This window comes from Pseudomonas sp. K8 (assembly GCF_014889455.1).
Lineage (GTDB): Bacteria > Pseudomonadota > Gammaproteobacteria > Pseudomonadales > Pseudomonadaceae > Aquipseudomonas > Aquipseudomonas veronii.
In genome coordinates, this window is the sequence record NZ_VJWO01000045.1 from 1 (window position 1) to 18,406 (window position 18,406).

The 18,406-nt window shown below is 59.9% G+C and carries 21 protein-coding genes; 12 read left to right on the forward strand and 9 right to left on the reverse strand.

The annotated features are described in order from the left end of the window. Positions 1-272: ribonucleotide-diphosphate reductase subunit beta (locus tag INT12_RS23960; protein WP_188310392.1), on the forward strand; the 272-nt coding region annotated here is incomplete at its 5' end. Between the two features lie 185 nt (positions 273-457). Here the strand turns inward: INT12_RS23960 and INT12_RS23965 are convergent. The 3 genes from INT12_RS23965 to INT12_RS23975 are packed head-to-tail and all read right to left on the reverse strand — an operon-like array spanning position 458 to position 3,243. Further along, complete coding sequence (locus INT12_RS23965) at positions 458-1,459, reverse strand: NAD(P)H-quinone oxidoreductase (RefSeq protein WP_193040641.1); 1,002 nt, start codon at positions 1,457-1,459, stop codon at positions 458-460. A gap of 2 nt (positions 1,460-1,461) precedes the next feature. Beyond that, complete coding sequence (locus INT12_RS23970; RefSeq protein WP_017847243.1) at positions 1,462-1,794, reverse strand: carboxymuconolactone decarboxylase family protein; 333 nt, start codon at positions 1,792-1,794, stop codon at positions 1,462-1,464. A 12-nt stretch (positions 1,795-1,806) separates the two neighbouring features. After that, entirely contained in the window at positions 1,807-3,243 is a 1,437-nt protein-coding gene (locus tag INT12_RS23975; protein WP_017847242.1) for an NAD-dependent succinate-semialdehyde dehydrogenase, read from the reverse strand. Between the two features lie 305 nt (positions 3,244-3,548). Here INT12_RS23975 and INT12_RS23980 point away from each other — a divergent pair, with 305 nt between their 5' ends. The 4 genes from INT12_RS23980 (at position 3,549) to INT12_RS23995 (ending at position 7,087) form a co-directional block, all read left to right on the forward strand. Continuing rightward, complete coding sequence (locus INT12_RS23980; RefSeq protein ID WP_046382319.1) at positions 3,549-4,475, forward strand: LysR family transcriptional regulator; 927 nt, start codon at positions 3,549-3,551, stop codon at positions 4,473-4,475. A gap of 364 nt (positions 4,476-4,839) precedes the next feature. Then, positions 4,840-5,484: an HAD-IB family hydrolase gene (locus INT12_RS23985; protein WP_046489845.1), complete on the forward strand. Its 645-nt coding sequence runs from the start codon at positions 4,840-4,842 to the stop codon at positions 5,482-5,484. Positions 5,485-5,601: 117 nt separating this feature from the next. Next, positions 5,602-6,555 (forward strand): hypothetical protein, encoded by a 954-nt coding sequence (locus tag INT12_RS23990; protein ID WP_126585407.1) that lies wholly within the window; start codon positions 5,602-5,604, stop codon positions 6,553-6,555. A 157-nt stretch (positions 6,556-6,712) separates the two neighbouring features. Next, positions 6,713-7,087, forward strand: a complete 375-nt coding sequence (locus tag INT12_RS23995) for a helix-turn-helix transcriptional regulator (protein ID WP_046489849.1) — start codon at positions 6,713-6,715, stop codon at positions 7,085-7,087. A 58-nt stretch (positions 7,088-7,145) separates the two neighbouring features. On the opposite strand, the gene INT12_RS24000 is transcribed toward INT12_RS23995, so the two are convergent. From INT12_RS24000 to INT12_RS24010, 3 genes are all read right to left on the reverse strand, one after another. After that, a complete protein-coding gene (locus tag INT12_RS24000) occupies positions 7,146-8,651 on the reverse strand; it encodes an amidase family protein (protein ID WP_193040640.1) in 1,506 nt (501 codons plus the stop codon). Between the two features lie 140 nt (positions 8,652-8,791). Beyond that, positions 8,792-9,445 (reverse strand): hypothetical protein, encoded by a 654-nt coding sequence (locus INT12_RS24005; RefSeq protein WP_193040639.1) that lies wholly within the window; start codon positions 9,443-9,445, stop codon positions 8,792-8,794. A gap of 198 nt (positions 9,446-9,643) precedes the next feature. Then, positions 9,644-10,702: an MBL fold metallo-hydrolase gene (locus INT12_RS24010; protein ID WP_193040638.1), complete on the reverse strand. Its 1,059-nt coding sequence runs from the start codon at positions 10,700-10,702 to the stop codon at positions 9,644-9,646. A 124-nt stretch (positions 10,703-10,826) separates the two neighbouring features. On the opposite strand from INT12_RS24010, the gene INT12_RS24015 reads away from it, so the two are divergent. The 3 genes from INT12_RS24015 (at position 10,827) to INT12_RS24025 (ending at position 13,345) form a co-directional block, all read left to right on the forward strand. Beyond that, a complete protein-coding gene (locus INT12_RS24015) occupies positions 10,827-11,453 on the forward strand; it encodes a TetR/AcrR family transcriptional regulator (RefSeq protein ID WP_017847234.1) in 627 nt (208 codons plus the stop codon). A gap of 191 nt (positions 11,454-11,644) precedes the next feature. Then, positions 11,645-12,703 (forward strand): diguanylate cyclase, encoded by a 1,059-nt coding sequence (locus INT12_RS24020; RefSeq protein WP_046382314.1) that lies wholly within the window; start codon positions 11,645-11,647, stop codon positions 12,701-12,703. Between the two features lie 117 nt (positions 12,704-12,820). After that, positions 12,821-13,345 carry a DUF1003 domain-containing protein gene (locus INT12_RS24025; RefSeq protein WP_126585411.1) on the forward strand — a complete coding sequence of 175 codons (525 nt, stop codon included), beginning with the start codon at positions 12,821-12,823 and terminating at the stop codon, positions 13,343-13,345. Positions 13,346-13,365: 20 nt separating this feature from the next. Here the strand turns inward: INT12_RS24025 and INT12_RS24030 are convergent, their stop codons facing one another. Then, positions 13,366-14,247 (reverse strand): LysR family transcriptional regulator, encoded by an 882-nt coding sequence (locus INT12_RS24030; RefSeq protein WP_126585412.1) that lies wholly within the window; start codon positions 14,245-14,247, stop codon positions 13,366-13,368. A gap of 80 nt (positions 14,248-14,327) precedes the next feature. Between INT12_RS24030 and INT12_RS24035 the strand changes: the two genes are divergently transcribed. Next, entirely contained in the window at positions 14,328-15,035 is a 708-nt protein-coding gene (locus INT12_RS24035; protein WP_017847230.1) for a CTP synthase, read from the forward strand. Beyond that, on the forward strand, positions 15,032-15,352 hold the full coding sequence (locus INT12_RS24040; protein ID WP_193040636.1) for an antibiotic biosynthesis monooxygenase family protein: 321 nt from the start codon (positions 15,032-15,034) through the stop codon (positions 15,350-15,352). Before INT12_RS24035 ends, INT12_RS24040 begins: the two co-directional genes overlap by 4 nt. Before the next feature lie 58 nt (positions 15,353-15,410). Here INT12_RS24040 and INT12_RS24045 read toward each other — a convergent pair whose 3' ends face one another. Then, positions 15,411-15,734, reverse strand: coding sequence for a DUF2025 family protein (locus INT12_RS24045; RefSeq protein ID WP_017847228.1), 324 nt, complete (start codon positions 15,732-15,734; stop codon positions 15,411-15,413). 233 nt (positions 15,735-15,967) lie between these two features. Here INT12_RS24045 and INT12_RS24050 point away from each other — a divergent pair, with 233 nt between their 5' ends. Further along, positions 15,968-17,095 (forward strand): glycerophosphodiester phosphodiesterase family protein, encoded by a 1,128-nt coding sequence (locus tag INT12_RS24050; RefSeq protein WP_017847227.1) that lies wholly within the window; start codon positions 15,968-15,970, stop codon positions 17,093-17,095. A gap of 87 nt (positions 17,096-17,182) precedes the next feature. Next, positions 17,183-17,491 carry a PepSY domain-containing protein gene (locus INT12_RS24055; RefSeq protein WP_017847226.1) on the forward strand — a complete coding sequence of 103 codons (309 nt, stop codon included), beginning with the start codon at positions 17,183-17,185 and terminating at the stop codon, positions 17,489-17,491. Positions 17,492-17,550: 59 nt separating this feature from the next. Here INT12_RS24055 and INT12_RS32080 read toward each other — a convergent pair whose 3' ends face one another. Beyond that, on the reverse strand, positions 17,551-18,318 hold the full coding sequence (locus INT12_RS32080) for a methyl-accepting chemotaxis protein (RefSeq protein WP_370737557.1): 768 nt from the start codon (positions 18,316-18,318) through the stop codon (positions 17,551-17,553). Positions 18,319-18,406: the final 88 nt, after the last annotated feature.

The window sequence follows — 18,406 nt, forward strand, 5'->3', positions numbered from 1 at the left end:
AGATGATCCTGCAAGGGACCCAACTGGAGATCGAATACGCGCGCGACACCATGCCACGCGGTGTACTCGGCATGAACGCGGCGATGATGGAGGACTACCTCAAGTTCATCGCTAACCGTCGTCTGTCGCAGATCGGTTTGAAGGAAGAGTATCCAGGGACGACTAACCCATTCCCATGGATGAGCGAGATCATGGACTTGAAGAAAGAGAAGAATTTCTTTGAGACCCGTGTGATCGAGTACCAGACTGGCGGTGCGTTGAGCTGGGATTGATTTTAACGGTACAAAGGAGCTGCCCATTGGCAGCTCTTTTTTTGCAAAAAACTCAGTGGTTTGGAACAGCAAATGGATTACCTGTAATCCGGCCAAATCCCCTTCAGAACGCCAGCATCAAGGGTGACGGTGCCCGCAAATTTGTGCCAACGAAGCCTCTATGCCACCCCCTTTGGCCCTCGCACTTAAACCAAGTCCGCAGGCTGCATCGTCAGGATGATTTTTCCAACGTTTTCAGACGACTCCATTCGGCGATGGGCATCGGCCGCGCGTGACAGCGGGAAAGTACTGTCGACGACCGGCTCCAAACTTCCAGCGCCATCGAAGCGATCAAGCCAATACTCGCGAAAGCGCTTGATCATGTCGTGCTTCTCCGGCTGTGTACGCGACTTCATGACTGTACCGATGATTTGCAAGTGACGGTAAAGAATGTGTTCCAGCTCTACGCTCACCTTACCGCCTCCGCCCAGGATACCGACCTGAACAAGTCGGCCGCCATGAGCGAGAGAAGCGATGTTGCGTGCAAAGTAGGGCTCGCCAATGAAATCAATGACGACATCAACGCCTCGACCATTGGTTTTGGCTGCGATGACTTCAGCAAAATCCTGCGTCTTGTAATCAATGGCAATATCCGCGCCTAAATGCTCGACACGCGCCAGCTTGCTGCCCTCGGTTGTCGCATACACCGTCGCCCCGGTGGCGTAGGCCAGTTGAACGGCGGCAGATCCCACACCGCCTGCGGCGGCGTGGATCAATACCGAGTCGCCGGACTTGAGCCGAGCCAGGTGCATCATCGCTTCATGGGCCGTGACGAAGACCTCGGGAATAGCCGCGGCATGCACATAGTCCAGCTGCGCAGGGATATGCATGGCCATGCGGTAATCGATACGCGCAAGCTCGGCATAGGCCCCACCTCCGACGACCCCCATCACTCGATCTCCAACCTCGAAACCCGTGACCAAATCACCTTTGCCAATCACCTCACCGGCGATCTCCAGCCCGATGATCAGCGAGTCACCGAAATTCGGATGGCCGTAGCCACCCGTTCGATGTGTCAGGTCCGCACGGTTCACGCCAGCGGCATAGACACGTACCAGCAAGTCGGTTGGGCGCAGGTGTGGATTGGGAGCATCTGCCAGTTCAAGTACGTCCGCCGCGCCGAATGCTCTGATGCTGATGGCTTTCATGATCAGTTTTTCTCCGGTTCGGTAAACGTGGCATTAGCGATAGCAGAGGCGGTAATGGCGCCTGGAAAGCCTACGTAGAACGCCAGGTGAGTGATCGCGGCGGCGATTTCGTCATGGGTCACCCCGTTGCTCAGCGCCCGTCGCAGATGCGCGGGCAACTCTTCAGAGTGACCACCGGCAATCAATGCGGCCACTGTGATCAGGCTGCGGTCGCGTGGGGACAATGCCGGATCGCTCCAGATCTGCGGATACAACGTCGAATCAACGAATTGCGACAGCTTTGGGGTAAACGCCCGAGCCGCTTCACGAGGACTGCTGAAGTTGAGATTGGACATGATGCTGTCTCCTTAAACCTGGCTGATGAATTTGTGGGTGAGGTAGTGCTCGATGCCTTCAATGCCACCTTCCGAACCGTGGCCGCTTTCTTTCATGCCGCCGAAGGGAAGTTCTGTGGCGACGATGCGGTATTGGTTGATCCCGATCATCCCGGCCTCTAACCCGTCAGCGACGTCAATGGCCGTTCGAGCACTCGACGTGAACGCGTAGGCTGAAAGCCCGTAAGGCAGACGATTGGCCTCCTTCAAACCATCAGCCAAGTGATCGAATGGCATCAGCACGGCGATAGGCCCGAAGGGTTCTTCATGCATGACTCGGGCATGCATAGGCACGTCCGCCAACACGGTGGGCTCAAAAAAGTAGCCGCTGCATTCCAGGCGTTTACCACCGGCCAACACGCGCGCGCCTTTGGCAACGGCATCTGCCACCAGCTCTTCCATCTTGGCCAACTGCCGTGGATTGGCGAGCGGCCCAACCTGGGTGCCGGGCGTCAGGCCATCGCCAATGTTCAACGCGAGGGTGGCCGTCACAAAGTGCTCAACAAACGTTTTATAGACGCCACGCTGAATCAAAAACCGCGTTGACGAGATGCAGACTTGGCCAGTCCCGCGGAACCGATTGGCAACGCCTTCGACGGCTGCTTTTTCGATTTCTGCGTCATCGAATACCAGCACCGGCCCGTGTCCTCCCAGTTCAAGGGTGATGGGCTTGACGCCCTCGGCAGCACGAGCGGATAGCAGCCGACCGATGGGAACCGAACCGGTAAAGGTCACCTTGCGAATGATGGGAGAAGCGATCAGGTGGCTGGAAACTTGGTCCGGCACACCAAAGACCACTTGCAACACGCCTTTAGGCAATCCTGCATCGTCGAGAGCACGCGCCAGGGCCAGCGCGGTGGAGGGGCTTTCTTCCCCTGGCTTGAGGATGACACTGCAACCTGCGGCCAAGGCTGCCGAGAGCTTGCGGGCGGGCGTAATGGCCGGGAAATTCCAGGGCGTGAACGCAGCGACCGGGCCGATGGCTTGGCGTTTTACCATTTGCAGCACACCGGGACGATTGGCCGGGACTACACGCCCATCGATACGGCGCGCGCTTTCGGCAAACCATTCGAAGTATTCAGCTGCACGCGTGACCTCATCCAGGCTTTCCGCAAGCGGTTTGCCTTCTTCCAGCGTCATTTGCTCGGCGATGTGTGGGGCCCGTTCCAGGATGAGATCGGCAGCGCGTTTGAGAATTTTTGCGCGCTTGTCGGGTACGGTCTGGCGCCATTGTTCAAAGCTCTGTTGAGTCACTTCGAGCGCGTGATCGAGGTCGCCTGCGGTGGCGAGTGGAACACGCCCGATCTCACGTGCGGTTGCGGGGTTGACGACAGCGGCGGTCGCGCGGCCTTCGGCACTGATCCATTCACCACCGATAAAGAGATAAAGCGGGTCGTAAGACGTGTTCATGAGGTTGCCCTTCGGTTGGTTTATCAACAAGTTCGTACAAGACTCAGCGCCTGGGTTGCCGTGTTCAGGCGCCCTGTGCAACCAAGTCTATGGAGTACAAACCGTTTGATTTAGCCGACCAGAAGGGAATCATTGTTGTGCCTGGAGGTAATATCGAGCACCGCCAGGAGCGTGTAGCATCTGCAAATACCGCTCACGTCATGCGGCAATGACAACCTGGCTCGTCGCTCCAGGCTTGATTGTTTTTTGGGGTGGGGACTTCTGCAGTGAAGAACGTTTGCAATCAGATCGACAGGTAGAGTTGGATGGATAAGCTTACGAACATGTCCGTGTACGTCAAAGTTGTTGAGATGGGCAGTTTTACTGCGGTGGCTAACCATCTGGACTCTACGGTCGGCAATGTCTCGCGTGCGGTTTCCGCGCTTGAAAACGTGCTCGACGCCCGCCTGTTACAGCGCTCGACCCGCCGCCTTTCGGTGACAGACGCTGGCCGGCGCTTTTATGAGCGCTGTACCAAAATTCTGGCAGACCTTGAAAATGCAGAAGCCGAAGCAAGCAACGCCGCGCTGAAACCCAGGGGGACGTTGCGTGTGCATTGTGTGCCGGGGCTAGCACGGCAGTTGGTTACTTCAGCCGTGCTGGATTACCGCCGGGAATTCCCCGATGTCACCGTGGACTTAATGCTTTCTCAGCGAATGCCTAACCTCCTGGAAGACCAACTGGACGTCTCGATTCTGATTGCCCGAACGCTGCCAGATTCAGCGTATGTCAGCCAAAAGATCGGCATCAGCCATTGTGTGCTGGTTGCGTCTCCAGCATATCTGGAGCAACACGCTGCCCCTGTAACGCCAGAAGATCTCAGCGATCATCAGTGTTTGCTGTTGGGCACCGTCGATTATGTGCGGGATGAATGGCAATTAAAGAGCAAGACCGGGGATGCGCTATTTACCCCCAAGGGCCCGAGTTTCAGCGTCAATGATATGGACGCAATGGCAGTCGCCATTCGAGAGGGAGCAGGCATAGGTTTGCTGGCCGGTTTTTCAGCCATTGAGGACTTGCGTTCAGGCCGGCTCGTGCGTGTTTTGCCCGAGTACCATACCTACGAGCGTAATGTTTACGCCGTCTACACATCACGTCAGTTCATCGATGCAAAAGTTACTCGATTCATCGATACGTTAAAAAATCGGGTCGGTACTGAGCTGATGATGACCGCTCAGGAGCTCATCGCTTGAAGGACGCCAACCAAGGCCCGACGGGGAGGCTGTATCAGGATGGGTGCCTTCCTCATTTCGAGGCATTTCGAAACAGAAGACGCTAAAGACAATCAGGCGGGCTAAGGTTCGGTCATACCACTTGAAGTGTTTTTTTTGCCATTTTTTGCAGTCCATCACGAAGGGTTCGGATCGCATCACCAATGCTGTAGCCTTGTCCGCCAATTGCTATCAGCGCTGTCACCGCTCGAATGACCGGGATGAATTCACCGCCGGGCTCTACTCGACAATCGGCCGATTGATACAGGAGTAAACTCTTGCGGTCACAGCTGATGCATTCTCAATCAATACTAGCCAGGACCGAGGCCACCCCGTGAACCCAGATATGCTCGAAGCCGGCCCCGTGGATGCCAAAGTACTTTCCGTCTTTGACTTCGACGGCACCCTGACCCATCACGACAGTTTCGTGCCCTTCCTCAAGTTTGCCTTTGGCGCCGGCGAGTTCTATGGCCGGATGATCAAGCTGGCGGTGCCTGGGCTGCGGTTTCTGGTGCGGCAAATCAGCCGGGACGAGTTGAAGGCGCAGTTGATCCGCACCTTTATGACCGGGGTGGAGAAGGCGTGGGTGCAGCAGAAGGCCGAGGAGTACTGCCAGCGCAGTTGGGCGCGGTTGATGCGGCCGGCGGGGGTGTTGTCGGTGGAGCAGGAACTGGGCTCGGGGGCGGTGGTGACGTTGTGTTCGGCGTCGCCGGCGTTGGTGCTGCAGCCGTTTGCCGATCGGCTTGGGATCAAGTTGATCGGGACCGAACTTGAGGTGGTCGACGGCGTGTTGACCGGCAAGCTCACCGGGAACAACTGCCGGTGCGAGAACAAGGTGCTGCGACTTGAAGCGGTGTATGGCGACCTGGGGGAGTATCGGCTCAGGGCCTGGGGCGATACGCGTGGGGATCGGGAGTTGTTGGCAGCGGCGCAGGACGCGCATTTTCGGCATTTTCATGGGAAGAAGCAGCAGGCCAGGTTGCAGCGCTGATAGGGGCGGTGGGGGATGCCATCGCAGCCTCGCTGGGATACGCGAGGTTGCGGTTTCCTAGCGACATCTGCGTAATATCCGGCTATCAATAGCCAAACCTCTCACGGACCCGAGCCCATGAAATTCGACACGGCCTACAGCCTGAGTCTCGACGACAAGCTGTCGATCTACGACGTGCGAGAGTTGAATTTCGACGAAACCGACGCCTACGACTCCGACACGGACCGTTTCCTCTGCCCCAACGACACATGCCGCGCGGCCTTTGACGCAGGCAATGTGCTGAGCACGTTCAACGCAAAAAACGTCAACTACCGACGCACCCCGCATTTCAAGAACACCCCAGGCACCCGGCACATCGAGGGTTGCCGTTACGCCAGCAGCCACAAGACTGCCACGGGCGAAAGTGAGGACGAGCGCGAGGAACACTTCCCATCGGAATTCGTCCTGACCCGGCGCACCTACCCGCGTAAAACCCCGCAGGCCGGCACTGAGGGGCAAGTCCCACAAGCCCCGGCGAAGCCCCCTTCAACCCGCACCAGCGCGTCTGTCGGCGCCAACGACACCACCCCGGATAAAACCAGCGTGTTCGCACACCCGGTGGAATGTTATGTGTCGAACCTCGACGACAAGGACAAGCTCAAGGCGATGCCCTTGAAGATCGGCGACCATACCGCGACGTACTGGACGTTTTTCAAGAAGATCGAGTACCTGCAGGACAATCAGGGCCTGATCTACTGGGGCCGGATCAAAGCGATCAAGGACTACACCAACAGCTTTCGCATCGACTTCGAAAAGAAGGTATGGCTCGACAAGAAGCCCTATTCGGTCAACGTCTACCTGAGCAAGAAACTCATCGAGAATTACCGCAAGCGCACAGCGTTCCTCGAGCAGATCAAGGCCGCGGCCAGCAGCGCACGGCCGTTATATTGCTTCTTTTACGGGGTGACGCCGACACTTAGACAGGTGCCCAGCAAGAAAAACCCCGAGCAGACGTTTGGGGTGTTCAGCGCCGATATCGAGAATCTGGATCATTTGATTATTCGCGAAGTGCCAGCGGCTGAGGCGGGTTAGCCGAGACCGTGCCCGACCTCGCACACGAATACCCTCGTGCAAGCCTCAAAATAGAACGGTGTCGGCGCCGGAGAAAATTCCAGTTGATGAGCGGTCAAAACAACTGTACAAAAACACAGTATAGTTTGTCCTCCCCGTCGAACCCTGGAGACACCCCATGTCCTCTCTGGCAATGAGCTCTTTCGTAGAACAGCAGATCGTCCTGCATCAATTCACCGCCAAGCACAGCGTGCAGGCCCGCGTCATGCTCGGCTGGAGCCGCGAAGAGCTGTCGCGCCAGGCCGGTGTGACGGTGGATGCGATTCAACGGTTTGAAACCCAGGGCACCGTGGAGGACGACGTGCGCCTGACCCTGGCGTTTCGCCTGGAAGCCGAGGGGTTGGTGTTTTTCCCAGGGTTTGCGCCTGGCTGGGGGATGCGTGCGCGCAAGTTGGGAGCCGCCGCAACGGAACCCGCTGCACAAAACATCCTGTCTCGATTGATGGGTTCAACAGCGACGTCAATTGATTCACCAACCCCGCAGGCGCAGTAAGGCGCTGAGTGCGAACCCCAACGTTGGCCACGCCTGGGTGTGAACATTGCCTGACGGCTTAGAGGCTGGGCTTGGCGACCTTCTGTGCCGCCTGCTCATAGCCATGGCCCACAGCAAGCAGTGTGGGTTCAGACCCACGGGCACCAAAGAAGTACGCACTGGTCGGCACGCCGTCCTCATTCTTCCCGGATGGCACGCTGATCCCTGGGTAACCGGCCACCGCAACCGCGAAGTAGCTGTTCGTATCAAAGTCCGACACCATGGCGTCGAGGTTTTCCTGCGCGATCAGTTCATCCACCGTGCCACGAAAATCCTCGATCATTGCGTCCCATAACGGCTGGCGCTCATCGGCGGTGAGGGTGGACGCGTTGATCTCCTTGAGTGTCGGTTGGTGATCGGTGTCGGTGCCATCGCGCTTTTCATTGAACGCGATCAACTCGGACACCGACTTGACCGGCAACCCCTCGCGCTTGGCCAGGTAGTCGTTCAACTCATCCTTCACATCGGCGTACAAGAGTTCGCCATAGCGTGATGCGTCGGCCAAGCGCATATCGACCGGCACCAGAACCGCGCCTTGCGCGCGAAGCACTTCAAGCGTCTTGCGAAATTGCGGACTGTTGTCCACCGGTAAGCTTTCGCCATTCGCGGAAAAGGTCACGGGATAGCCGATACGTTTGTCCTGCAACGCACCGGGCTTGAGCAACGCGGTGTAATCAATTCCTTGGGGCGCATCCACACTGGCGGCATCATGAGGGTCCTTGCCCGACATCGCATTAAGCATCAACGCAGCATCAAACACCGAACGCGTCATCGGGCCCGGCGTGTCCTGCCGATGACTGGCTGGAATGATGCCGCTGCGGCTCAACAAACCCACGCCGGGCTTGAAACCGACCACCCCGTTGAACGCCGCCGGCACGATGATCGAACCATTGGTCTCGGTGCCCACCGCCAAGGGAGCGAAGCCTGCGGCGACCGCGGCGGCCGACCCCGAACTCGAACCACCCACCTCTGCGCCCGCTTGATGCGGGTTACGCGTCTGCCCGCCCCGCCCACTCGAACCATCGGGACCACCGCGAAAGCCCGCCAGTTCAGTCAAGTTGGTTTTACCCAGGATCACGGCCCCCTGCTCGCGCAAGCGCTCGACGATGAAGGCATCCTTGGGCGCCGCACTGCCCACCAAGCCAAAGGCGCCAGCGCTGGTTTGCTGGGTATCTCCCGTCTCGATAGTGTCCTTGAGTAACACGGGAATGCCATGCAGCGGGCCACGCACCTTGCCATTGGCGCGCTCCAGATCGAGCTCGCGGGCGATCTGCAAGGCCTCGGGGTTCAGTTCAATGATCGAGCTCAATTTGGGGTCGAGCTTATGAATGCGCTCCTGCAGGTAACTAACCAGATTCGCCGAAGTGAGCCCACCCGGCCGGGCCATTTGCTCGCCGAGCTCACGCACACTGGCGTATTCCGTTCCCGGGGGAACCGGCGCTGAAGCCCCCGATGAAGACTGCGCAGGCAGCACTCGCTGCACCTGGTGAACAAACACACCCATGCCATAACCAATACCCAACATGAAGCACCTCCCGGAAGGCGTAAGAAGTGATGAAGGACCCACATTGATCCGTACACCAGTCTAAAAACCCCACTCGTTCCAGGCTGCGCGACGCAGGTTGTTCAAACCGTGGGATTGTTCAGCGCAGTTGGTAGCTTTGCCTACCCATTAGTCAGGCCACGGGCGTTGCGATAGCCCTGCACCAGCACCTTCAGCGAGTCTTTCGACCACTGCGCGCCATAGAACCATAGCGTCGCCCCGTCCCCCAGCGGCTCACCAAGGCTCGGGTAGCCACTCCAGCACGCGGCATGGAATGCAGCGCTATGGCTCTCGGACACCAGCGCATCCAGCCGATACTCACTCACACGCTCATCGATTTCATTGCGCGAATGCAGGGTGAAACGCAGACCGTCATCAGCCCGCTCTGCCGGCACCGCCACCAGTTGGGCACCGGCCTGACGCAGGAAACCCAACGCTTCCAGGAAGGATGCGCTGTGTTCAATCAGCTCCTGATCATTGCCACGCACAAGGCGGTCGGCGAACCCCACGCGAGTGCCCGCCAACGTGTAGGGGACGGCGCAATTGCTGGAGTGTTGCACCAAGGCAGCTTCCACCTTGCCCGATTCAGTGGGCTCGCCCCCACTCAAGGCGATCAATGACAGCGCGGGGTCGCGCACAGGTTTCAGAGGCAGGGCCGGCACGTTATAGCCAGGGATTACAACGCCGGCACCAAGATGTGCATCGGGGACGTAGCCGATGCCCAGTGCCGTCGTGGTCCCCGTTTCGATGTGAGCGTTGGAGGGCGCCTGCGCCAAACAAACCGGTTCCGCAGAGGGGGGTAAAAACGCTTCCCGCCGACAAGACATAGGCGATAGCAAAGACTTCCCACATTTATTGTCCATCAGAGCCGACTCCCGGAAATTGACCTTCCCGAGATCATCGCACTCTCATCTGGCGTTTGTCGTAGGCCTGCAACACCTTGAAAATTCCTTTTTTTCCGATTTTCCCAACCGTCAGTTCACAAGCGCTTCCTTACCGCTCTGAACCTCCACCTCCAACCACCACGCGACACCTCGCGCGGGCTGGCTCAAACTGAACGCCTGCCCCATGGCCGGTGTGGTAATCGACACGTTGCGCTCCCACGCCAACGCCATGATACGGTCGAAAGGCTCGTGCCAGGCATGGAAGGCCAGGTCGAAGGTGCCATTGTGAATCGGCAGCAGCCAGCGGCCTTTGAGGTCGATGTGCGCCTGCAGGGTTTGCTCCGGTTGCATGTGTACATGGGGCCAGTCGACGTTGTAAGCACCGGTTTCCATCAGCGTCAGATCAAACGGCCCGTACTGTTCGCCGATGCGTTTGAAGCCGTCGAAATAACCGGTGTCGCCGCTGAAAAACACGCGACGCGCGCCATCGATCATCACCCAGGAACACCACAGCGTCTGGTTGCTATCAAACAAACCACGCCCGGAAAAATGCTGCGCGGGAGTGGCGACAAAATGAATGCCATCGACTTCGCTGCCCTGCCACCAATCCAACTGCCGCACTTGGCTGGCGTCCACACCCCACTTCACCAGGATGTCGCCGACGCCCAGCGGCGCAAGGAAGTAACGGGTCTTGTCGGCCAGTTGGATGACGGCCTTGCGGTCGAGATGGTCGTAATGGTTGTGGGAAAGAATCACCGCTTCTAACGGCGGCAGGTCTTCGAGACTGATCGGCGGCGCATGGAATCGCTTGGGGCCGGCCCAACTGAACGGCGAAGCGCGCTCGGCGAATACCGGGTCGGTCAGCCAGAATTTGCCGCGCATTTTCAGCAGCACGGTGGAATGTCCCAGGCGGAACACACTGTGGTCGGGGGCGGCCGACAGCTGTTCGCGGGTCAGCGAATGTACCGGAATATCCCCCACCGGCCGCGTGCTGCGCGGCTTGTGAAACAGCATCTTCCAGAAAATGCGCAAGGTTCTGCCGAAGCCGGCGCGCTGTACGGGAGCATGGTTACTGAAGGTGCCTTGCTCCTGTTCGGCAGCTTTGCGTACCACAGGCGAGGGATCGAGACGGGTTGAAATCGTGGCCATTACAAGGTGACTCCTACGGACCGCTCATGGAATTACACTGCACAGTGTAGTTTCAAGATTGCAACAAAACCCGGAGCAAGTAAACTACCGAGTGTAATTTTCCTTTTAGAGTCGATCACTGTTCATGACTGCGCCTCAACGCCTCACCCAACGCAAACGCGAAGCCATCCTGGCCGCCGCCATCGCAGAGTTTCGGGTCAATGGGTTCGAGGTCACCAGCATGGACAGGATCGCCGCCACCGCCGGCGTTTCCAAGCGCACGGTGTACAACCACTTCCCCAGCAAAGAAGAGTTGTTCGCCGAAATTCTCAACCAACTCTGGGCCAGCAGCGTCGCGCAACTCGACGTGAGCTACGCCGGCGACCGCCCGCTGCGTGAACAACTGCGCGGGTTGCTGGAAGCGAAGATGAAGATGATGTCGGACGTTAACTTCCTCGACCTGGCCCGGGTCGCCATCGCCGCCACCATTCACTCGCCGGAACGCGCCCAGGACATGGTCAACCGCTTGAGCATGCGCGAAGAAGGTTTCACTCAATGGGTGCGCGCCGCCCAGGAAGACGGCCGGCTCACGTGTACCGACCCGGCCTTCGCCGCGCACCAGATTCAAAGCCTGCTCAAGGCGTTCGCCTTCTGGCCGCAGATCACCCTCGGCCAACCCACCCTCGACGCCGCCGACCAAGCCCGCGTGATCGAGTCGGCAATCGATATGTTTCTGGCCTGCTACGACGCCGATACTCGCCGCCCGCAGTAAACGACCGTTGCAGACGCGACATACCTGGTCGTTTTTGGCCTATTTGCCCTCTGTTTTGCGCGAATGGCCTGGAAGGACACTGATTATTCCTACATGAATAATCGACAATATTCACACACATTATCCGATCAACGGTTATCCCTGCACACGCGCGCGGCTGAATCTGTGAAAAAGAGCTGACCTGGGAATCTATGGAAAACAGACGAGGCAAAGGGCTTTCATTTGCCAGGCGTATTTACAAGCCAAGGATCATCGGCCTGGGTATCGGCTGCATCAGTGTCATCGGCGGCTTGTACCCGCTCGCGATGCCGGGCTGGGTGTGGGCGTTCCTGCTGTTCAATGGGTTGGCGTGGGCACATGTGGCGTACCAACTGTCAATCCGCTCACCCTTCCCCTACCACGCCGAACAGCGCAACATTTTGTATGACTCGTTGTGCGGTGGTTTCTGGGCCGCCGCTGCCCAGTTCACGCCGCTGACGGCCGTGACCATCCTCTCGATGATGACCATGAACAACTTCGCCGCCGGCGGCAAGCGCCTGTTCCTGCGCGGTTTGCTCGCGCAAGGGGTGGGGATCGGGGTGGCATGGGCGCTGTTCGGCGTGCGGTTCAACCCCGACGTCAGCCTGCTGCAGGTCTACACCTGCCTGCCGATGTTGACGTTGTACCCCATGGCCATCGGCATGGTCTGCTACGAGTTGGCGATCAAACTGTCGGAACACAAACGTGCCCTCAGCGCCCTGAGCCGCACCGACAGCCTCACCGGCCTGCTCAACCACGGTTCCTGGAAAGATCTGCTGCACCTCAAGTTCCACAAGTGCCGGCAGCAGCAAAGCCACGCCACCATCGCGCTGATCGATATCGATCACTTCAAACAAATCAATGACACTCACGGCCATATCGTCGGCGATGCCGTACTGCGCCAACTGAGCCTGGAGATACGGCGCAACCTGCGCGAAAACGATCTGGCCGGACGCTACGGGGGCGATGAGTTCTGTGTGATTCTTCCGCAAATGCCCTTGGAAGAAGCTGCACGGGTGATGGAGCGTATCCGCGAAAACTTCAGTAATTATCGCAACCCGCAGATCCCCGAGTTGCGCGTGAGCCTGAGCATCGGCCTCGCCGATTTCCAACGAATCTTCACCGATGCCGCCACCTGGCTGAACGCGGCGGATCGCGCGCTGTACGCCGCCAAGGACACCGGGCGCAACCGGGTCAATGCGAGTAACTACGCGGTCGCCCATTCCGCCTGAGGCGGCCATACGGCATCTCGTAGGCACCCCAGGTCGTCCTCGGGTTATTCATGCGTAAGACAGGTCGCCAAGGCTATAGTGGCCACCTGTCTTAAACATTGATGACCCGAGTTTGCCATGAGCCCAACCCCCGACAACCCCAAAGCCGTCCCCGTCGATCATCTGCGTTTCCATCGACGCCACGCGCACCTGGCGCCGACCTTTGGCAACGACACCTTCGCCCTCAAGGCCGAGGCTTTCGCACGCTTCTTCGGCACGCCGATGTTCCTCGGTGCGCAAACCTTGATCGTGGCCGTGTGGATTGCGCTCAACGTCAGCGGCATCACGCACTTCGACGTCTACCCGTTCATCCTGCTCAACCTGGCCTTCAGCCTGCAAGCGGCCTACGCGGCGCCGCTGATTCTGCTGGCCCAGACACGCCAGGCCGCGCGCGACAAAGCCCAGTCCGACGCCGACGCGCAGCACCGTGAAGCGCTGGCCGTCGCCAATGCCGAGCGCCAGGCCGAGGCGCAGAACACCAGCAAACAGCTGCTGGAACTGCTGGAGCAGAACACTCGGCTGACGGAAATGACCAAGCAACTGACCGAGCGTATCGATACCCTGACGTGTGAAATGCATGCGCAGTTTGTGCGAAAACCTTAAGCACCCCATGCCTGCCGGTCTCAGGGGCTCAGTCGTACATGCCGCCCCAGTTGATCAAACAGCGTCACCACCGAGCGCAATGCCCGGCAATCGGGGCGCGTCAGCAGCCATAGCGCCGTGTCATGCCCCGCCAACGCGGGGCCCAGCGGTTGCAGGTGTTCATCCAACAGGAAATCCGGCAGCGCCGCCACGCCCAGCCCTGCCCGCACCAGTTCGGTGACCGACAACATGCTGTTGCAGCGATAGCCGGGACGCACACCCGGCAACTGCGCGCGGCGCCAGACGACGGTGGGATGATCGGGCAGGAAATCATCCGGTGCGATCCAGGCCAGCTCTGCCAGCTCGCGTCCTGCGTGCCGCCGCGCAAAACCTGTGCTCGCGCACACCTGATACCTCACGGTGCCGAGGCAACGTCCGACCAGATGCTGCGGCGGTGTCCGGGTCAGGCGCAAGGCGATGTCGGCATCGCGGCGGCTGAGGTTGGCGAAGTCATTGGAGGTGCTCAGCTCCAGGGTTAGCGCCGGGTAATCCGGCATGAACTGCGCCAGCGCCGGCAACAATAAGCCTTGCAGTACCGAGTCGGTGCAGGTCAGGCGCACGGTGCCGCTGATCACTTCACCGCCTTGCTCGACGCCGACCCGCGCCGCTTCCAGGGCTTGTTCGGCGCGTTCGGCCTGTTGCGCCAGATGACTGGCCAGGCTGGTGGGCAGGTAACCGGCGCGGCTTTTTTCAAACAACGTCTGGCCCAGCGCGGCCTCCAGGCGCCGCACGGCGCGGAACACCGTCGACACATCCACCCGCAACAACGCGGCGGCCCGCGCCAGGGTGCCACCGCGCACTAGGGCGAGGATCAGCGACAGGTCGGGGTAATCGATTCGATAGTGCGTGAGCGCATTGAACATGTGGGCAAACGCCAATATTGATTGCGTGAACGCCAATCTATAGTGCGCGCCAGGACACAACAAGCCAGGGGATGCCTAAGATGAACGCCAGCACGCTGCACCTCGCCCTGATCGGCGATTACAACCCCGATGTCATTGCGCACCAGGCCATTCCCGTGGCGCTGCAACAGGCCGCCGACGCCTTGGGCCTGACGGTTCGCACGCAATGGCTGGAGACCGACACCCTCAACACCACCTCCGCGCTGCAGGGTTTCGATGGCTTTTGGTGCGTGCCCGCCAGCCCGTACCGCGACATCGACGGCGCACTGCGTGCGATCCGTTTTGCCCGCGAGCAGCGGCGCCCTTTCCTCGGCACCTGCGGCGGTTTTCAACACGCGGTGTTGGAATATGCCCGCAATGTGTTGGGCTGGGCCGATGCCGAACATGGCGAACTGGCCCCCAACGCCCCACGTGCGGTGATCGCGCCACTGAGCTGTTCTCTGGTGGAAGCCACCGACACCGTGCGCCTGGCCGCCTACACGCGCATCGCCGACGCCTACGGCACACGCGATATCCACGAAGGTTATCGCTGCCGCTACGGCATCAACCCCGACTTCGCCAGCGCGCTGCTGGACGGTGCTCTGATCCCCTGCGGCCACGACTCGGCCGGCGACCTGCGCGCGGTGGAGTTGCTGGACCATCCGTTCTTTGTCGCCACGCTGTTCCAGCCCGAACGCGCCGCCCTCAAGGGCGTCACGCCGCCGCTGGCGATCGCTCTGCTCAAAGCCTGCCAGGAGACCTCGGTATGATTGCCCACACCCCCGCCCCGCCTTACTACGCAGTGATTTTCAGCTCACTGCGCACCGCCGGTGACCACGGTTACGCTGAGGCTGCCACGCGCATGCTGGAACTGGCGCGCGAGCAGCCGGGCTTTCTCGGGGTTGAGTCGGCGCGGGAGGATGGCCTGGGGATCACCGTATCGTACTGGCGCAGCGAAGCCGACATCCTCGCCTGGAAACAACAGGCCGAGCATCGGGCGGTGCGCGAGCAGGGGCGTTCCACTTGGTACTCGGCGTTTCACACCCGCGTATGCAAGGTGGAGCGGGCCTACACATCCCAGAACTGAACGGCAGCCGGAAGCCCTCCCGCCGTTGACCTTCATCGATGCCAAAACGCCGCTCAGGCTAGCTGACGAGACTGCGCAACGCACTGATCTGCGGGATCTCCACCCGCCGCATGTACACGCGCAGCGGCTCGGTGATGTTGATGCGATCGTCGATGTTCTGATCGAGCAGCAGTTGCAGACGCTCACGGGACAACGTCATGACGTGCTCGGGGGCCGGCAGCCAGACAAATTCGGCAGTGGGGATGATGCCGTCATCGGCAACATCCATACCGAAGGAGTCTTCGCTGAACCGCACGATGTACTGGCCGGTCTTGCGGTTGAGGCCGACAAAACCGTGAAGCTGGTCGGCGGCCTGGCAGATAAGCTCGGAGGTGATTCGCATGGTAAACCTCACTGAAAAGTCCCACAGGGACTGGAAAGATGGTTTACACGCGTGGCGGAAAGTACTGCCCTCTTACGGGGCGGTTCGCGGCAAGAGTACTGCAAAGCCACGCAAAAAAAACCCAGAAAATTAGCGCGCACACACGTTAATGTCGGTTTGGTGATAGCGCCTTTCGTTATCAATTGTTAAAAAGGAAGCCTTCTCAAAGCTCCCTCCACGAAAGGACTCCACATATGCCTGTCACGTTCACCAAGAGTGCCTTGCTGCTCGCCCTGATGCTTGGCCTTGGCCAGGCGCAGGCTGCCGACCCGATCAGCCCGGCTGAATTGGCAACTAACGAAGGCATTCCCTACCCTGCGGTGATCGCCCACCGCGGTGCATCCTACGACGCCCCCGAGTCCACTGCCGCAGCCTACAAGGTCGCGCGCGACCTGGGCGCCGACTACCTGGAGTTGGACCTGCAGCGCAGCAAGGACGGCGTGCTGTTCGCCCTGCACGACAACAACCTGCAACGCACCACCGACGTGGCCACCAAGTTCCCCGAGCGCAAAGACGCTCCGGCCAACGAGTTCACCTGGAAAGAACTGCAAACCCTCGACGCCGGCAGTTGGTTCAACGCCGCCTACCCGGACCGCGCCCGCCCGGGCTTCGTCGGCCTGAAAATCCTCAGCCTGGACGACATCATCAAGATCGCCGAAGGCAACCCGCAGCACAAACCGGGCCTGTACATCGAAACCAAAGAACCCAAGCAATTCCCGGGCATCGAAGCCGACCTGAAAAACAAGCTGCTGGACAAAGGCTGGTTGAGCTCCGCCGGCTCCAAGCTGGGCAAGAGCAACACCGGTGTCGGCCAGGGCAAGGGGCGCGTGGTGCTGCAGACCTTCGAGACGGCCAGCCTGAAAGAGCTGCAGAAAGAAATGCCCAACACCCCGAAAATCCTGCTGCTGTGGGTGGGTGAAGGCAGCATCGAGCCGAAATCCAAACAAACCTTCGCCGAATCCGGCGAAGCGACCAAGGCCGCTTACTACGCCAAGCAAGAGCCCAAGGACGCCGCCGAGTTCGAAAAGTGGGTCGACGAAGCCAAGAGCCTCGGCGCCATCGGCACGGGCCCGTCGGCGGAGCTGACCGCCCTTGGCGACCAGAGCTACACCGACCTGGTGAAGCCTGGAATGAACAAGCTGACCCACGACAAGGGCCTGCTGGTACACGTCTACACCGTGGATGAACCTGTGGACTTCGAGAAAGTGATGAACGCCGGCGTCGACGGTATCTTCACCAACCGCGCCGCCGAACTGCTGAAGTTCTACAAGCGCTGGCCGTCGTCCAGCGTGCAGGACCTGCTGAACGACCACAAATACTGAGCGAGTCAGTGTGCCATTAAGGATGAATTAAGTTGCGCCGGTTAATCTGGCGCCACTTAAACAGCTCACCGAAAAAGGATACACACCATGAAAACCTTGACTGCCCTGTTTGCCGCGACCGCCCTGACCCTGGCCGCCGGCCTGGCCCAGGCCGATGTCCGTCCGGATCATATCGAAGGTCTGCTCAAATCCGGTGCCGTGATGCCTTTCGACAAGCTCAACGCCGCCGCAGTGGCCAAACACGCCGGCGCCCAGATTACCGACACCGAGCTGGACCACAACAACAGCGGCGTCCTGGTCTACGAAGTTGAACTGACCGACACCGCCGGCAAGCGCTTTGAAGTGAAACTCGACGCCAAGACCGGCACCGTGCTCGAAGACAAGCAAGACACCTGAGTCAAACCCTGAAAAAACCGCGCCACCTTCGGGTGGCGCGGTTTTTTATGGGCGCTTGATCAAGCGCTCAGTCGCGCCGTCACCTCGTTCAATTCGCCGGACAAACCACGCAGATTCTGGCTCGCCGCTTCGGTGCGCTTCACGTTGTCGAGGTTGGCGGTGGCCACGGTGGTGATCTGGGTGATATTGCGCGAAATATCCTCGGCCACCGACGTCTGCTCCTCGGCCGCCGTGGCGATCTGGCGGTTCATGTCGCGAATCGCTTCGACGGCCTGGGTGATGTGAGCCAGCATCGCGCCGGCCTGGGTGACTTTTTCCACGCTGTCATCGCTGCACGACTGGCCAGTGACAATCGCCTCGGCCGCATCGACCGCGCCGGTTTGCACCGCCTGGATAATCTGATTGATCTCGATGATCGACGCCGCCGTGCGTTGCGCCAGGCTGCGCACTTCATCGGCCACCACCGCAAACCCGCGCCCCGCCTCGCCCGCCCGTGCCGCCTCGATCGCGGCGTTGAGCGCCAGCAGGTTGGTCTGCTCGGCGATCCCGCGAATCACTTCGAGCACCTTGCCGATCCGCACGCTGTCGGTTTCCAGGCGGCGGATGATGGTGCCGGTGTTGAGGATTTCAGTACGCATCTGGCCGATGGTGGCGATGGTGACTTTCATCACTTCGCCGCCCTCGCGGGCCGATTGGTCTGCGTCATCGGCCGCGCGGGACGCACTGGCGGCGTGGTGCGCCACTTCCTGGGCGGTGGCCGACATTTCGGTCATGGCCGTGGCCACCTGGTCGGTACGGTTGAATTGTTCGTGGGTGCCGGTCGCCATTTGCCCGGCGATCGAATTCAACTCACCGCTGGCGTGGACCAGATCGGTGGCACTGCGCTGCAGGCGGCTGAAGGTTTCGGCCAAAAAG

Excerpts from the sequence above, each read along its gene's own strand:
- INT12_RS23965 (WP_193040641.1), bottom strand. The coding sequence starts at position 1,459 with ATGAAAGCCATCAGCATCAGAGCATTCGGCGCGGCGGACGTACTTGAA.
- INT12_RS23970 (WP_017847243.1), bottom strand. The coding sequence starts at position 1,794 with ATGTCCAATCTCAACTTCAGCAGTCCTCGTGAAGCGGCTCGGGCGTTT.
- INT12_RS23975 (WP_017847242.1), bottom strand. The coding sequence starts at position 3,243 with ATGAACACGTCTTACGACCCGCTTTATCTCTTTATCGGTGGTGAATGG.
- INT12_RS23980 (WP_046382319.1), top strand. The coding sequence starts at position 3,549 with ATGGATAAGCTTACGAACATGTCCGTGTACGTCAAAGTTGTTGAGATG.
- INT12_RS23985 (WP_046489845.1), top strand. The coding sequence starts at position 4,840 with ATGCTCGAAGCCGGCCCCGTGGATGCCAAAGTACTTTCCGTCTTTGAC.
- INT12_RS23990 (WP_126585407.1), top strand. The coding sequence starts at position 5,602 with ATGAAATTCGACACGGCCTACAGCCTGAGTCTCGACGACAAGCTGTCG.
- INT12_RS23995 (WP_046489849.1), top strand. The coding sequence starts at position 6,713 with ATGTCCTCTCTGGCAATGAGCTCTTTCGTAGAACAGCAGATCGTCCTG.
- INT12_RS24000 (WP_193040640.1), bottom strand. The coding sequence starts at position 8,651 with ATGTTGGGTATTGGTTATGGCATGGGTGTGTTTGTTCACCAGGTGCAG.
- INT12_RS24010 (WP_193040638.1), bottom strand. The coding sequence starts at position 10,702 with ATGGCCACGATTTCAACCCGTCTCGATCCCTCGCCTGTGGTACGCAAA.
- INT12_RS24015 (WP_017847234.1), top strand. The coding sequence starts at position 10,827 with ATGACTGCGCCTCAACGCCTCACCCAACGCAAACGCGAAGCCATCCTG.
- INT12_RS24020 (WP_046382314.1), top strand. The coding sequence starts at position 11,645 with ATGGAAAACAGACGAGGCAAAGGGCTTTCATTTGCCAGGCGTATTTAC.
- INT12_RS24025 (WP_126585411.1), top strand. The coding sequence starts at position 12,821 with ATGAGCCCAACCCCCGACAACCCCAAAGCCGTCCCCGTCGATCATCTG.
- INT12_RS24030 (WP_126585412.1), bottom strand. The coding sequence starts at position 14,247 with ATGTTCAATGCGCTCACGCACTATCGAATCGATTACCCCGACCTGTCG.
- INT12_RS24035 (WP_017847230.1), top strand. The coding sequence starts at position 14,328 with ATGAACGCCAGCACGCTGCACCTCGCCCTGATCGGCGATTACAACCCC.
- INT12_RS24040 (WP_193040636.1), top strand. The coding sequence starts at position 15,032 with ATGATTGCCCACACCCCCGCCCCGCCTTACTACGCAGTGATTTTCAGC.
- INT12_RS24045 (WP_017847228.1), bottom strand. The coding sequence starts at position 15,734 with ATGCGAATCACCTCCGAGCTTATCTGCCAGGCCGCCGACCAGCTTCAC.
- INT12_RS24050 (WP_017847227.1), top strand. The coding sequence starts at position 15,968 with ATGCCTGTCACGTTCACCAAGAGTGCCTTGCTGCTCGCCCTGATGCTT.
- INT12_RS24055 (WP_017847226.1), top strand. The coding sequence starts at position 17,183 with ATGAAAACCTTGACTGCCCTGTTTGCCGCGACCGCCCTGACCCTGGCC.
- INT12_RS32080 (WP_370737557.1), bottom strand. The coding sequence starts at position 18,318 with ATGGCGACCGGCACCCACGAACAATTCAACCGTACCGACCAGGTGGCC.